Source organism: Pseudomonas sp. P4_C3, from assembly GCF_056402075.1.
The window spans coordinates 1-13,365 of record NZ_JBFUIC010000007.1; the positions used below are offsets into that span (position 1 = coordinate 1).

Annotated in this window: 12 protein-coding genes and 1 tRNA gene; 5 read left to right on the top strand and 8 right to left on the bottom strand. The window is 57.1% G+C overall.

Annotated features, from left to right (window positions below):
- Nucleotides 1-70: hypothetical protein (locus AC1DVH_RS03015; protein ID WP_477752620.1), on the top strand; the 70-nt coding region annotated here is incomplete at its 5' end.
- A 95-nt stretch (nucleotides 71-165) separates the two neighbouring features.
- Nucleotides 166-888, top strand: a complete 723-nt coding sequence (locus AC1DVH_RS03020; RefSeq protein ID WP_477752568.1) for an amidotransferase — start codon at nucleotides 166-168, stop codon at nucleotides 886-888.
- A 110-nt stretch (nucleotides 889-998) separates the two neighbouring features.
- On the opposite strand, the gene AC1DVH_RS03025 is transcribed toward AC1DVH_RS03020, so the two are convergent.
- The 3 genes from AC1DVH_RS03025 to AC1DVH_RS03035 all read right to left on the bottom strand — a co-directional run bounded on the left by AC1DVH_RS03025 (nucleotide 999) and on the right by AC1DVH_RS03035 (nucleotide 3,756).
- Nucleotides 999-1,970 (bottom strand): magnesium and cobalt transport protein CorA, encoded by a 972-nt coding sequence (locus tag AC1DVH_RS03025; RefSeq protein WP_218431334.1) that lies wholly within the window; start codon nucleotides 1,968-1,970, stop codon nucleotides 999-1,001.
- Between the two features lie 161 nt (nucleotides 1,971-2,131).
- On the bottom strand, nucleotides 2,132-2,854 hold the full coding sequence (locus AC1DVH_RS03030) for a lysophospholipid acyltransferase family protein (RefSeq protein ID WP_477752569.1): 723 nt from the start codon (nucleotides 2,852-2,854) through the stop codon (nucleotides 2,132-2,134).
- A 212-nt stretch (nucleotides 2,855-3,066) separates the two neighbouring features.
- Nucleotides 3,067-3,756: a crotonase/enoyl-CoA hydratase family protein gene (locus AC1DVH_RS03035; protein ID WP_477752570.1), complete on the bottom strand. Its 690-nt coding sequence runs from the start codon at nucleotides 3,754-3,756 to the stop codon at nucleotides 3,067-3,069.
- Between the two features lie 308 nt (nucleotides 3,757-4,064).
- Here AC1DVH_RS03035 and AC1DVH_RS03040 point away from each other — a divergent pair.
- Nucleotides 4,065-4,154 (top strand) — tRNA-Ser (locus AC1DVH_RS03040).
- 310 nt (nucleotides 4,155-4,464) lie between these two features.
- Here the strand turns inward: AC1DVH_RS03040 and AC1DVH_RS03045 are convergent.
- From AC1DVH_RS03045 to phbB, 4 genes are all read right to left on the bottom strand, one after another.
- On the bottom strand, nucleotides 4,465-4,731 hold the full coding sequence (locus AC1DVH_RS03045) for a hypothetical protein (protein WP_477752571.1): 267 nt from the start codon (nucleotides 4,729-4,731) through the stop codon (nucleotides 4,465-4,467).
- Between the two features lie 81 nt (nucleotides 4,732-4,812).
- Complete coding sequence (gene phaC, locus AC1DVH_RS03050) at nucleotides 4,813-6,516, bottom strand: class I poly(R)-hydroxyalkanoic acid synthase (protein ID WP_477752572.1); 1,704 nt, start codon at nucleotides 6,514-6,516, stop codon at nucleotides 4,813-4,815.
- A 160-nt stretch (nucleotides 6,517-6,676) separates the two neighbouring features.
- Entirely contained in the window at nucleotides 6,677-7,855 is a 1,179-nt protein-coding gene (locus AC1DVH_RS03055) for an acetyl-CoA C-acetyltransferase (RefSeq protein WP_477752573.1), read from the bottom strand.
- A 64-nt stretch (nucleotides 7,856-7,919) separates the two neighbouring features.
- Nucleotides 7,920-8,666, bottom strand: coding sequence for an acetoacetyl-CoA reductase (gene phbB, locus AC1DVH_RS03060; RefSeq protein ID WP_477752574.1), 747 nt, complete (start codon nucleotides 8,664-8,666; stop codon nucleotides 7,920-7,922).
- 270 nt (nucleotides 8,667-8,936) lie between these two features.
- On the opposite strand from phbB, the gene AC1DVH_RS03065 reads away from it, so the two are divergent.
- Complete coding sequence (locus tag AC1DVH_RS03065) at nucleotides 8,937-10,046, top strand: AraC family transcriptional regulator (protein ID WP_477752575.1); 1,110 nt, start codon at nucleotides 8,937-8,939, stop codon at nucleotides 10,044-10,046.
- 26 nt (nucleotides 10,047-10,072) lie between these two features.
- Here the strand turns inward: AC1DVH_RS03065 and AC1DVH_RS03070 are convergent, their stop codons facing one another.
- On the bottom strand, nucleotides 10,073-12,511 hold the full coding sequence (locus tag AC1DVH_RS03070) for a DUF3141 domain-containing protein (RefSeq protein WP_477752576.1): 2,439 nt from the start codon (nucleotides 12,509-12,511) through the stop codon (nucleotides 10,073-10,075).
- Nucleotides 12,512-12,763: 252 nt separating this feature from the next.
- Between AC1DVH_RS03070 and phaP the strand changes: the two genes are divergently transcribed.
- Nucleotides 12,764-13,348 (top strand): TIGR01841 family phasin, encoded by a 585-nt coding sequence (gene phaP / locus AC1DVH_RS03075; RefSeq protein ID WP_477752577.1) that lies wholly within the window; start codon nucleotides 12,764-12,766, stop codon nucleotides 13,346-13,348.
- Nucleotides 13,349-13,365 lie beyond the last annotated feature (17 nt).

Here is a 13,365-nt window from a genome sequence, read left to right on the forward strand (position 1 = left end):
GCAATATGGCGAGCGGTTCGCGCCGCCCGCCTTGCTGCTGGAGAAGGCGGCCAAAGGGGAGGCGTTCTAAGGGGGAGATGTTGCATTTCGGGGCTTGCCTTGTCACAGCGTTTCAAGGCAGGCTCTGAGGTGTGCATTATTCCCATCACGTGTCAGGTATTTTTTATGTCGTTACGCATCTGCATTCTGGAAACCGACCACCTGCGTCCGGAATTGGTTGACCAATATCAGGGCTACGGGCAGATGTTCAAACACCTGTTTTCGCAGCAGCCGATTGCCGCCGAGTTCACCGTCTACAACGTGGTGCAGGGTGAATACCCAAGCGACGACCTGACGTTCGACGCCTACCTGGTGACGGGCAGCAAGGCCGACTCCTTCGGCACCGACCCGTGGATCGAAACCCTCAAGAAGTATCTGCTGACCCGCTACCAGCGCGGCGACAAGTTGCTGGGCGTCTGCTTCGGTCATCAGTTGCTGGCACTGCTGCTCGGTGGCAAGAGCGAGCGTGCGACCCAAGGCTGGGGCGTCGGCACCCACAACTACAAATTGGCCGCCAAGGCGCCCTGGATGAGTCCGGTGCGCGAAGAACTGACGTTGTTGATCAGTCACCAGGACCAGGTTACGTCACTGCCGGAGAACGCCACTGTCATCGCTTCCAGCGATTTCTGCCCGTATGCCGCCTACCACATCAACGATCAGGTGCTGTGCTTCCAGGGGCATCCGGAGTTCATCCACGACTACTCCCGCGCCTTGTTGGAGATTCGCCAGCAGGCACTGGGTGAGCAGGTCTACTCCAAAGGTATCGCGAGCCTGGAACAGGAACACCACGGCGCCACGGTGGCCGAGTGGATGATGCGGTTTGTGGCGCACAAGCCAGCAGCTGATTGAAACTAAAAGCATCGCGAGCAGGCTCGCTCCTACATTGATCTCTGCAACACCGAAGATCCACTGTGGGAGCGAGCTTGCTCGCGATCGAGTGCGAAGCACTCGCCTTGGATTTAAAGCCACCCCGACTTCTTGAAACTCGCCCACAACCCCAGACAACCCACCGTAATAAACCCCAGCACTCCGAAATACCCGTAGTGCCAGCTCAACTCCGGTATGTTCTGGAAATTCATCCCGTAAATCCCCGCCACCGCCGTCGGGAAAGCCAGAATCGCCGCCCAGGCCGCAAACTTGCGTTGCACCACGCTCTGGCGAGAGGCCTCCAACAGCACCCCGACCTCAATCGTCTGGCTGGCAATATCCGCCAGCGTCGTCAGGTCTTCCATCTGCCGCGTTACATGAATCTGCACATCGCGAAAGTACGGCCGCATGTTCTTGTCGATGAACGGGAAGCTCAGCCTCTGCAATTCCTCTCCTATCTCAATCATCGGGGCCACATAACGACGCAAGCGCAAAACATCACGACGCAGGCCATGTAGCTTCTGGATGTCGTAATCATTCAGCGAGCCACACAACACATTGCGCTCCAGTTCATCGATTTCCCCGTGAATGGCTTCGCCCATCGGCTGGTAGTTCTCGATCACAAAATCGAGGATGGCATAGAGTACAAAATCTTCCCCGTGCTCAAGCAACAGCGGACGCGCCTCACAGCGTTGTCGGACATGGGCGTAGGACGCTGAGTGGCCGTTGCGCGCAGTAATGATGTAGCCATTGCCGGCAAAGATATGTGTCTCGATGAACTCGAGTTTGCCTTCATGGCGGATGGGCGAATACGTCACGATGAACAGTGCATCGCCGAAGGTTTCCAGCTTCGGCCGGCTGTGCTTTTCCAGGGCGTCTTCGATCGCCAGTTCGTGCAGGTTGAACTGGCGTTGCAGATTGTAGAGTTCCTCGGCGTTCGGCTCTTCGAGGCCGATCCAGACAAAGTGTCCGGGCTTGGCAGCCCAGGCTGCGCCTTCGTCGAGGGTGATATTGGTGACTCTCTTACCGGCGCTATAAACCGCTGAAGCAACAACTCTACCCATGATGGTGATTCACTTCTTTTGGCAGCTTTCAAGTGGCAACAAATGCAATGGCAGTGTGGATCAGCTTAGCCTCGCAATGGTTGAGAGTCAGTTAAATCTGGCGAGTTCTGGGGGAAAGACTCGCAGGCAAAAGAAAACCCGCACCAGGCGGGTTTTCTTGTTCAGGCGGCTTGCAGTTGCCGGTCCATCGACTCGATGCATTCACGCATCTGCTCGCGGCACTGGGCGATCAGCAGGGGCATGTCGTCCAGGCTCAATCCGGCGGTGGGGATCGCTGGCAACGAACGAATCAGGATTTTCCCGCTGCGCCAGCGGTTCAATCGCATGTGTTTGACGTAACTGCTGACACACACCGGCACGATCGGCACCCCGGCGGCAATGGCCATCTGGAAGGCGCCTTTCTTGAAGGGCAGCAAGTCCTCACCCAGGTTGCGTGTGCCTTCCGGGAAAACCCAGATCGAGGTGTCTTTGTTTTGCAGGGTGTGGGTAGTGGTCAACATCGAGTTGCGCGCCTTGTGCGCATTGCCGCGGTCGATCAGCACATTGCCGGCCAGCCAGAACAACTGTCCGAACAGCGGCACCCATTTCAGGCTCTTTTTGCCGATGCACACGGTACGGCGGGGCACCACATTGCCAAACACAAACAGGTCGTAGTTGGACTGGTGATTGGCGATGATCACGCAACTGTCCGGTTTATCCATCAACGGCCCGACGTCGGCTTTCACCCGCAAACGCAAAATACACATGGCCGGCCATGCGTACAGGCGTGCGCACAGACGGCTGTTGTCCGGGTTGAATGGCCGGCACAGGCCGAGAATCACGCCCAGCACACCCGCCACGATAAAGTGCAGGCCCATCAATGACATACGAAACAAAAACAGCATCTACAGGCCCACCGGGACAAAAGGTGGCGCAGTGTACGGATGTGCACTGTTTTCGGCAATTACTGCCAGGGAAGTGGGAGATAGCCGATGTTTGTGCTGATGTTTCCGACCAGTCGGTCAGAAGCAGTCTAGAGCGGTTACAGAGGTTTAACACAGACATGTATGAAAAAGCCCGACACGACGGTCGGGCTTTCGTTGTTGCAGATTCGGGTTTAACCCAAATGTTCCTGGTCCTGGATGATTGCGTTGTCCAGAGCCTCCAGCAGTGCTTTGCGCACTTTCAATTTGGTGTTCTTGTGCGCGGTCATGTTGATTTTCTTCAACTGGCGAGCCGCCGCCAGTGCCGCGCCCTGCAGTTCTTCAGGCGAGACCACGACATCAAGGAAACCGGCCGCCACGGCGCCTTGTGGATTGAACATCTCGCCGTTGACCACCGAACGCTGCAGCGCCACTTTGTTCAGGCGGTCACGGGCAATCTCGATACCCGCGTGGTGCATGGTCATGCCGATCTGCACTTCGTTAAGGCCAATGCTGAACGGACCGTCTACGCCGATGCGATAGTCGGCCGACAACAGCAGAAACGCACCCTTGGCCACCGCATGCCCCGGGCACGCGACGATCACCGGGAAGGGATGCGACAGCAGGCGGCGGGCCAGGGTCGAGCCGGAGGTCACCAGTGCCACGGCTTCTTTAGGGCCGGCCGTCATCACCTTCAAGTCATAACCACCGGAGAGAATGCCCGGCTGGCCAGTAATGATCACCACCGCACGATCAGTCACGGCCTGATCCAGCGCAGCGTTGAGCTCGGCAATCACATCCGGGGAAATGGCATTGACCTTGCCATTGCTCAAGGTCAGGGTCGCGATACCGTCTTCGAGATGGTAGGAAATCAACTCACTCATGACGCTATTCCTTTCAATAAAGTTGGGCAGACGTTACCCACCGCCGCAGGCCAGGTAAAGCGCCGTGACTGACCCGCCAGTCACCCTTTGCCTGCCCGCCAGGCCTGACCCGCCGTGCCTGCCGCGCATTCCCCTCTATATAGAAGAGGGCACGAAGCCGGAGATTGGCCGGTTTGCCATGGCCCGGAGTGACGGGAAACGCTGAACCGCGTTAACCGCATGAAAATTCTGAAAAAAATGTTTGCCATCGGAAAAGCTTTCGACTACATTAGCGCGCCTCGACAGACAGAACTTGTTTGAAGAGATACGGTGAAGTGTCCGAGTGGCTTAAGGAGCACGCCTGGAAAGTGTGTATACAGGAAACTGTATCGAGAGTTCGAATCTCTCCTTCACCGCCACATTTAAACGTTAGAGCCCCGATTATTCGGGGCTTTTTCGTTTCTGCGGTTCTGAAAAATTCAGCCCATGCTTTGGCCCATACCCTGGACGGCTCAGTGCTTTGCGACCAAAGGCTGATTTTTCGACAGTTTCCAAGCGGTGCGCATCATTCGACGCATTGTATTTCAGTGATGATCCCCGCATCGCGAAAGCCCAAGGCATGGCCCTCTGCACGACTGGCTGATTCCAACACCAGGTGCATGAGGCTGCCTTCGATGATCTTGAGAGTGGAGTATCCGGCGGATCACCGGTCGCGGTCCGCGAGAATGCTTACTCTGGCATTGTCCAGGACTGTAGCTTGTAGCCTTCCTGGCTCAACTCGGCGCGCACCTCTTCCAGCAGAATTTCCAGCTGTGCCGGGTCGGAATAGGTACTGGTTGGAATCTGTTTGCGACAAATACGAGTGTTGGCCCGGTCGATGATGCTCAGGCTCAGTTCGCCATTACCGCCTTGCGCGGCCCAGGCGACGCATTGAAAAGGTTCGAATGCGTGGCCCGCAATCAAAAGTGCTTCGTTGATGCGCAACGCGGTGCTCATGGGGCCTCTCTCCTTGTACCGAAACAAATGATCCGCAGTTGACCTGCTGCATGCAGTCATGCAGCAGGGCATTTCAGTCTTTCATTGCTTTACATAACTGCCTGGCGCCGGCTCCAGAGGCGGGAATTTGTCATTCCCTATGTGCGCAACCGCTGGTTGGCGCTCGCCGGAGTGTCCCGCCAGCCAGTTGAACCAATCATTCCACCAGCTACCGGGTTGCTGCTCAGCATTCTTGAACCAGGTTTCCGGGTTTTTCGAGACCCGATTATTGGTCCAGTAATGGCGCTTCTGCTTGGCCGGTGGATTGATGACGCCGGCGATATGCCCTGAAGCTCCTAATACAAAACGCTTGGCCCCGGAGAGCAGGTTGGTGCTGGCGTAGGCGCTTTTCCAAGGCACGATGTGATCGTCATGGGTGGCGAGGATGTAAGCGGGAGCGTCAATTGCACGCAAATCAAGCTTGACCCCACAGCACTCCAGCTCGCCTGATTTCAAATCGTTCTGCAGATAGGTGTGGCGCAGATACCAGCAGTACATCGGCCCCGGAAGGTTGGTGCTGTCGTTGTTCCAGTACAGCAGATCAAGCGGGATCGGCTTCTGCCCCTTGAGGTATTTGTCGACGTTGTAGTTCCACCACAGCTCGTTGGGGCGCAGTAGGGAAAAGGTATTGCCCATGTCCTCACCACGAAACAGACCGATGGGACCATTCATGCCGCCGATGGTGCGCTCTCGATAGGCCACCAGTTCTTCGTCGACGAATATGTCGATGGGACCGGTATCCAGGTAGTCAAGGAACGTGGTGAACAGGCTCACGCTGGCGATCTCCCTGTCGCCGCGTGCAGCAAGTACTGCCAGCGCCGTGCTCAGCAGGGTGCCGCCGATGCAGAAGCCCACGCAATTGAGTCGCTGCTCGCCACTGATGTCGCGGGCCACCTGCAAGGCGTCGATTACCCCGTGCTCAATCAGGTCATCCCAGGTGGTACCAGCGTGTTCCTCGTCAAAGTTGCGCCAGGACATCAGGAATACGGGATGTCCCTGTTCCAGCAGGTGGCGGACCATCGAGTTGTCCGGGCGCAGATCAAGGATGTAGTACTTGTTGATCGACGGAGGTACGACGAATACCGGGTGTCGGTACTGGGTTTCGCTTTGCGGGTAGTACTGAATCAGCTGGAATAGGTGATTCTCGAAGACGATTTCGCCGGGGGTGTTCGCCAGATCGACGCCAACCTTGAAGGCGTCGCTATCACACTGGCGCATTTTGCCTTCGTTCATGTCGCTGGCCAGATGCTGCATACCTGTGAGCAGGCTGGCACCTTGAGTCTCAACCACACGCTGGAGCGCATCAGGGTTACTGACCAGGAAATTGCTTGGCGCACTGGCGGCAATGGCTTGCTCCACCAGATAGCGCAGGCGTTGGCGCGGTTTTTTTTCGTCGATCAGCAGCTTGTCCAGCAGTTTCAGGAGAAAGCTTGCGTTGAGCAGGTAAAACGCAGCGAGGGAGCCGAACAGTGGCTCGCTCCAGTTGCCGCTGGAGAAGCGTCGATCATCGAAGCTGAAGGGTTGGCCGGTCAGCAGTTTTTGGCCGAGTTGGCCCCATTGAACCTGGTAGTCCGCTTGAAGGCTGTCCAGGGTTTCGCGAGGCAGCTCGAACCAGGCGCCGTGCTCATGCCCGGAAAACCACGGATTAGTGCTGACCCATAGGCGTAATTGTTGCACTGCAAAGGAAGCGATGAACGGAACCTGGCCTGACCAATAGGTTTTGAATGTATGTGCGTTGTTGTCCATAAAGTTCCTTGCCCATACAGATGAGCCGGGCAGAAAAAAGCCGCGCTTTGCCGGACTCCGACATAGCGACGGCAGGAATGCGGGCAGCGTTGACTGACGCCAACCTGATGCGCGGAACAAGGGTCCCAAGTCCGCGCATGGGCTACTCAGATGCCGTTGGTTAGCGCTCGATAGCCAGGCCGACGCCTTGTCCGCCGCCGATGCACAAAGTGGCCAGCCCCTTCTTGCCGTCGCGACGGATCAGTTCGTGCACCAGCGACACCAGAATCCGTGCCCCCGACGCGCCGATCGGATGGCCAAGGGCGATAGCGCCGCCGTTGACGTTGACTTTGCTGGTGTCCCAACCCAACTCTTTGCCAACCGCCAGCGCCTGGGCGGCGAAGGCTTCGTTGGCTTCGATCAGGTCCAGGTCCTCGACACTCCAGCCGGCCTTTTGCAGGGTCAGGCGTGTAGCCGGGACTGGGCCGATGCCCATGATCGACGGGTCCACACCGGCGCTGGCATAGGCTTTGATCCGTGCCAGTACCGGAAGGCCGAGCGCTTGTGCTTTAGCGGCGCTGGCCAGCAACAGCACGGCCGCACCATCGTTGAGGGTCGAAGCGTTGCCGGCGGTCACGCTGCCGTCTTTCTGGAATGCCGGTTTGAGTTTCGCCAACGCTTGCGCAGTGCTGTCGATACGCGGCTGTTCGTCGGTGTCGAAGACCAGCGGTTCGCCCTTGCGCTGAGGAATCAGGATCGGGGTGATTTCGCTCTGGAAACGCCCTCCCTCAATGGCTGCGGCGGCTTTCTGTTGCGAGGCGGCAGCGAAGGTATCCTGTGCTTCACGAGAGATCTCGTACTTCTGCGCCAGATTCTCAGCGGTGATACCCATGTGATAGTCGTTGAAGGCGTCCCACAGGCCATCCTGGATCATGCTGTCTTGCAGTTGCGCATGGCCCATACGCAGGCCGGTGCGTGCCTTGGGCAGAACATAGGGGGCCAGACTCATATTTTCCTGGCCGCCAGCGATGACCAGTTCCGCGTCGCCGCAACGGATTGCCTGGACGGCGAGATGGACCGCCTTGAGACCGGAGCCGCAGACCTTGTTCAGGGTCAGGGCAGGCGTGGTGTGTGGCAAACCAGCCTTGATCGCTGTCTGGCGTGCCGGGTTTTGCCCAGCGCCGGCAGTGAGTACCTGGCCGAGTATCACTTCATCAATTTGAGCAGCATCGATACCGGTCTGCTCAAGCAGGCGGCGAATCACTGCGGCACCCAGTTCGGTCGCGGGAATTGCAGACAGAGCACCCTGGAAGCTGCCAATGGCGGTACGAGTAGCGGCAACGATTACGACTTCGTTCATGCGTGACCTCATCGAAAAGACAAAATTCGTCGAACAAACCAGGGCATTCCTGCCCTGATCGGGGTTACTGCATGTTCATGCCGCCGTTTACCGAGAAATCGGCACCGGTGCTGTAGGCGGACTCATCGGAAGCCAGCCAGGCTACGATTGAGGCGATCTCTTCGGGTTGGCCAAGGCGACCAACCGGAGTTGCTGCGATCATGCCTTCGAGAATGTCCGGACGAATTGCCGCAGTCATGGAGGTCTGGATGTAGCCTGGGGATACGGTATTGACGGTCACGCCCTTGCCGGAGACTTCCCGGGCCAGTGCCATGGTGAAACCATGGATGCCAGCCTTGGCGGCGGAGTAGTTGGTCTGACCGAACTGGCCACGCTGACCGTTGATCGAGGAGATATTGATGATCCGCCCCCACCCGTTGGCCAGCATGCCTTCAATGACCTGCTTGGTGGTGTTGAACATGCCCGTCAGGTTGGTCCCGATCACGCTGTTCCAGTCTTCCGGGGTGAGCTTGCGAAAAGAGGCGTCGCGAGTGATGCCGGCGTTGTTGACCAGCACATCGATCGGGCCGAATTGTTCACGAGCCATCTCGAAAGACTTGCGGGTCGTCTCCCAATCGGTGACGTCGCCATAGATGCACTCAAACTGATAACCCGCCGCCAGCTGACTGGCAATCCAGTCGTCCTTGCGGCTGGAATCAGAGCTGCAGCCGACGATTACCTTGAATCCTTCCTTGTACAGACGCTGGCAAATTGCCGTACCAATGCCGCCCATACCACCCGTTACCACAGCAATACGACTACGCGACTCCATATTTCTACTTCCTTTTTTTTTGCGCTGCAGGAGAGATGATTGTTCGATATCGACGGGCCGTGCGGAAGTGTTTGAAGGTGACGTTTTCATGTCCATTGGTGCCACGCGGGGAGGTGCTCGCTGGCAAAAAGTGAGGAGTACCTATACTGGGGTCAATGTTTGAAACTGAATGGATGGTTAATATTCCTGCAACGTAGTTGAAATATGTTCAACGCATGTCAGTATCGGCTCCGGACAGGACGTTCGGTTCCATTGGTCACTGAGGACGCCATGTATAGAATGAGTTCAGGTTATGCCAGCATGCTGGCAAATACGTTTTTGGCCCAAGGACTGGACCTTGCCGGTCTGTGCCAAGAGGCGGGACTGGATGTCGAGTTCGTGAATAAACCAGGAGCATTCTGCGAGCGAAGCGTTATCTATCGTCTTTGGGACCTGGCTGCTCAGGCTTCGGATGATCTGAATATCGGTTTGAAAGCCTACGGGGAATTCCATCCCAGCAGTTTTCAGATCGTGGGCTACACGATGATGTCCAGTTCGAATCTGAAAAGGGCGCTTGAACGTCTGGTTCGTTTCAGCCCGCTGATTGGCACCGGACTAAGCCTTTTCTTTGTCCCGGAGCAGCAGCATTACCGACTGGCCAGCCTCGAGCATCAACAACCTGGCTCGGTCAAACCCCGGCAATATACGGATGCAGGCTTGGCGTCGCTGCTGGGTTTCTGCCGTTGGCTGGCGGGTGGCAAGTCGCTGCAACCGTTGAGTGTGGAGTTCACTTATCCCGAACCTGAAGATACCTCCGAGCATCGACGGTTGTTTGGCTGTCCGCTGCGTTTCGGGGCGGCTTATGACAGCATCTTGTTCGATGGCCAGGAGCTTCTGAGTCCTTTGAGTATGGCCAACGAGGCGTTGGCCATACTCCATGACAGTTTTGCCGAGGCTCAATTGGACCTGTTGTCCGGCTACTCTATTGTTGGCAGGGTTCGCGCGCTGATTAACGAGCGCTTGAGCCAGGGGCAAGGCCAATGTGATATGGAATCGATTGCTGCGGCACTGAGCATCAGCAAGCGAACGCTCCAACGAGGCCTTGAGAAGGACGGCACACAATTCAAGGATGTCCTGAACGATGTGCGCCGGCAGTTGGCCGACTTCTATTTGCGCCATTCTCATTTCAACATGAAGCATGTGACTTACCTGCTCGGCTTTCATGATCACAGCAGCTTCCATAAGGCATGCACCCGCTGGTTCGGTATGACCCCCGGTCAGTATCGAACCGACGAGTCGTTGCTTATGCTCGAGGAACTCGCGCCGGTTAGACTCATGAACCCCGTCGGTTTGCGCAGAGATCAAAAGATCGCAGGCTTCGCCAAACGGATGCACCGCTAGTCCCTTGTGAAGGCGCATTGAGGCGTTCATTGAGACTTTGGACCTTTTGTCCTTTTGCTCGCTTTGCGTTTTGGGGCTTTAGCTACGATGACGGGGGCGGGCGCCGGTGTGATCTCCGACGGCAGCACTGCCACAAACGGGGATGGCTCCAGAGGGGGCGCCTGCTGAATGACATCTGTTTCACTGGGCGGTTGGGTCAGGCTGAAGCCCGGCAGGGGGACTTCGAGTAGCGCGTGCAGTTCACGCCAGAATTCCCGTTCAGCTCCAGTAATTGTCAGCAGTTCGGGCATCAATTGCCCAACGGCTGCGAGGACCTGTTGGCGTGCCTTGGTGTCCGGGAGTAGCAAGGGCAGGCTGCGTAAGCTTTCTTGTGGGTGGGCAAAAACCAGCAGGTTCTGCAACCGGATGGCTTCGCGCAGGGCAGCAGGCTCATTGCTGTAGTCCTGGACCAGCAGATGCACCTGCTGGATCAGTTTTTCAATGCTTTCCTTGCCCGCCTTGTCGCTGTCGCGGCCCAGCAAAAACAGAATCCGCACCAACGCTTCCAGCGGGCCCCCATGGGGCAGTGCATCCTGCAGGCGTTCGATCAGGGCTTGGTCTTGCTGATCAGCATGTGCCTGGAGATTTCGCACAGGCTTGTTGCTGGTGAGGACACTCAGTGCGCCGTAAATGCCATAGAAACACAGCTCCTGGGTGGCATCGCGGATATCGCGATAAGCATTCAGGGCGTCTTGCGTCTGGTTGGAGAACAGCTCCTGCCAGGCCAGCAACGGGTTATCTTTGCGTGCAGGACGACGATCACTGCTGACTTGGGAGGCGGTCCCGGCCAACCACCACAGCGCCGGGTTCAGGCTGCTCCATAGCACTTGCTGTTGGTGGAAGGGATGCGTCCTGCGCATCAGTTCGGCAACCGGCTCGTTGACTATCTGACGTAGCCACGGGCGTATGAACCCGTCGTAAAGCGTGCTGTTGATTTCAGACGCACGCTCCACCAGAGAGAATTCGCGATCGTCATCACGAGTCGGCTCGACGTCATCATGGATATCGGCGATTCGCCTTGATTCGAAACGCACTCGGTATTGCACGTCACCGCTGCCTGAGGCGGCCGGCAGATCGTCGATCAGCATTTCATATAGCCCTGCCGGCAGCGCATTGATGGCTTCCACCGCACCGAGCAACCCACGGTGTTCACGTTGCGCCACCTTGCCGGAAACAAAAATGCCCAAATGGCCGATGCTGGCGTGCCGCAGGTAGACGATGGTACGTCCTGCGTCATGCAAAGCGAGATCGCTGGGATAGACATCGGCGATCCAGTTCAATGCCTGCTGTGGAGGGGTGATGTTGTCTCCGTAGGAGCAGAACACCACCACCGGTACTTCGATCCGTTTCAGGTCAATGCCGGAGCTCTTGCGGCCGAGACCGCCGGACAACTGGTTGCCGATGAAAAGGTCATCGACAATCATCTCGATTTCTTCGCCATTGAGCAGGGTCGGGCTGCCCCACCAGCGTTCGAAGTCGAGGAAGCGTGCAGCCTCGCTGTCGACCTGGCTGAACAACTGGTAGTACTTGCCCCAATAGGTGTTGGCCGGGTCCAGGTTTTCGAAATTGCTGACCAGCCAGGTACCGTCGAAACGGCCATTGCCCAAGTCGCTGCCCAGGCGAGCCATCCAGCCGCCACCCAGCAGGCCACCGGTATAGCGCATCGGATTGCGTCCATTGACACCGGCCCAGTACGACAAGGGGGCACCATTGATAATGATCAACCCTGGCAGTTCCGGCCGTGTTGCCGCCAATCCCATCAAGGCCCAACCGGCCTGGCAGTTGCCGATGATGATCGGCTTGCTGTTGGCCGGGTGAAGGGCACTGACGACTTCGATGAACCGGGCCTGGGCTTCGACAATATCGGCCAGGGTTTGCCCAGGCTGTGGCGAGTGACTGAAAGAAATGAAATAGGTGGGGTGGCCGGCTCTGAGGCTTTCGCCTAATACCGAATCCTGTTTGAAACCGCCGATTCCCGAGCCGTGGCCGCCGCGTGGGTCAATGATGATCACCGGCTGGCCGTTGCTGTCGATTTTTTGCTCTGGCCCGGGGAGGATTTGCAGCAGTGAATAGTTGACCGGGCGCGGGAGATCGGCGCCTGCGATCAGGGTTTCATGATCGAACTTGAGCAGCAGCGGATACCCGGCGCGTTCATGGGCCAGTGTATTGTCGCCGCGCTGGCGCAGGGTGTCCCAGAACAGCAGGCTGCGTTGAGCGAGGTCGGTGAAGTATTCCTGCCAGTCAGCGGGCGTGGGTTGTCTGAGTTGGCCCCGCTTCAGAGGCATGAGGGTTTTTTCCTGGCGCTGGCGCAAAGCATCAAGGACGTTCAGGGTATTGAGGCGCTGCAGATGACTCAGGTGTTCGAACAGACCGCGTTGAGAGGAGAGTCTGTCATATTGCGATGCAATAATATCTTCCTGGCCCATGGTGATCTCCTGGCTTTATGCATGAGAAGCAGCTCGCCTGCATCTCATCATTAAAGAGAGCTTGGCTGGCCGTTCGCCTTTCAGGAGTCTATAGCGAATAGTGGCGGGAGGTGAAAGATTATTGTGCGGTGCACAAAAAAACATTGCCAAACGAATTTGTGCACTGCAATATCAAGGCTAACGCGATGATCGGCAGGATCGCTATCGCGTCCTCAGGCTCATGTCGGCCTTTCAGAATCAGGAGATTCAAGCATGACTTTTTTTAACTCGGAAAAATTGCAAGACGCTCAGAAAGCCAACCTAGACCTCCTGCAGCAAATCAGCGGCAAAATCTTCGCCAGCGTTGAACAGCTCACCCAATTGCAGATCAAGACTCTGCAGGCCTCCACCGAGGAGCAGTTCGACGGTTTGCGCAAACTGCTGGCAGTCCGTGATCCACAAGGGTTCGCTGAGCTCCAGGCTTCTTTCACCCAGCCAAATGTGCAAGCCGAACGCCTGGCTGAGTTCAATCGTCAAGTACACGCGCTGATTGTTGGCACCCAGTCGGAAATCGCCCAACTGACCACGCGTCAGGTCGAGGCGGGCACCAAGCAGGTGCAAGAGTTCGTTGAAGTGATCAGCAAGAATGCACCGGCTGGCTCCGAGCCTGTTGTGGCAGCGTTCAAGTCGTCGCTGGCCAATGCTGGCACCGTTTTTGAAAGCGCACAGAAAGCCGTAAAACAGGCTACTGACGTTGCCCAGAGCGGTTTCGAGGCAGCGACTGCAGCAACTGCAGCGACTGCCGCAGCCGGGAAAACCGCGCCAGAGACTGGCAAGGCAACAAGCGGTAACAAGTAAGTCAAGTTAGAACGGTT

What these genes read in the sequence shown, in the direction of transcription:
- phbB (WP_477752574.1), bottom strand. Translation starts at nt 8,666, where the DNA reads ATGGAGTCGCGTAGTCGTATTGCTGTGGTAACGGGTGGTATGGGCGGC.
- phaP (WP_477752577.1), top strand. Translation starts at nt 12,764, where the DNA reads ATGACTTTTTTTAACTCGGAAAAATTGCAAGACGCTCAGAAAGCCAAC.
- AC1DVH_RS03020 (WP_477752568.1), top strand. Translation starts at nt 166, where the DNA reads ATGTCGTTACGCATCTGCATTCTGGAAACCGACCACCTGCGTCCGGAA.
- AC1DVH_RS03055 (WP_477752573.1), bottom strand. Translation starts at nt 7,855, where the DNA reads ATGAACGAAGTCGTAATCGTTGCCGCTACTCGTACCGCCATTGGCAGC.
- phaC (WP_477752572.1), bottom strand. Translation starts at nt 6,516, where the DNA reads ATGGACAACAACGCACATACATTCAAAACCTATTGGTCAGGCCAGGTT.
- AC1DVH_RS03065 (WP_477752575.1), top strand. Translation starts at nt 8,937, where the DNA reads ATGTATAGAATGAGTTCAGGTTATGCCAGCATGCTGGCAAATACGTTT.
- AC1DVH_RS03070 (WP_477752576.1), bottom strand. Translation starts at nt 12,511, where the DNA reads ATGGGCCAGGAAGATATTATTGCATCGCAATATGACAGACTCTCCTCT.
- AC1DVH_RS03025 (WP_218431334.1), bottom strand. Translation starts at nt 1,970, where the DNA reads ATGGGTAGAGTTGTTGCTTCAGCGGTTTATAGCGCCGGTAAGAGAGTC.
- AC1DVH_RS03045 (WP_477752571.1), bottom strand. Translation starts at nt 4,731, where the DNA reads ATGAGCACCGCGTTGCGCATCAACGAAGCACTTTTGATTGCGGGCCAC.
- AC1DVH_RS03030 (WP_477752569.1), bottom strand. Translation starts at nt 2,854, where the DNA reads ATGCTGTTTTTGTTTCGTATGTCATTGATGGGCCTGCACTTTATCGTG.
- AC1DVH_RS03035 (WP_477752570.1), bottom strand. Translation starts at nt 3,756, where the DNA reads ATGAGTGAGTTGATTTCCTACCATCTCGAAGACGGTATCGCGACCCTG.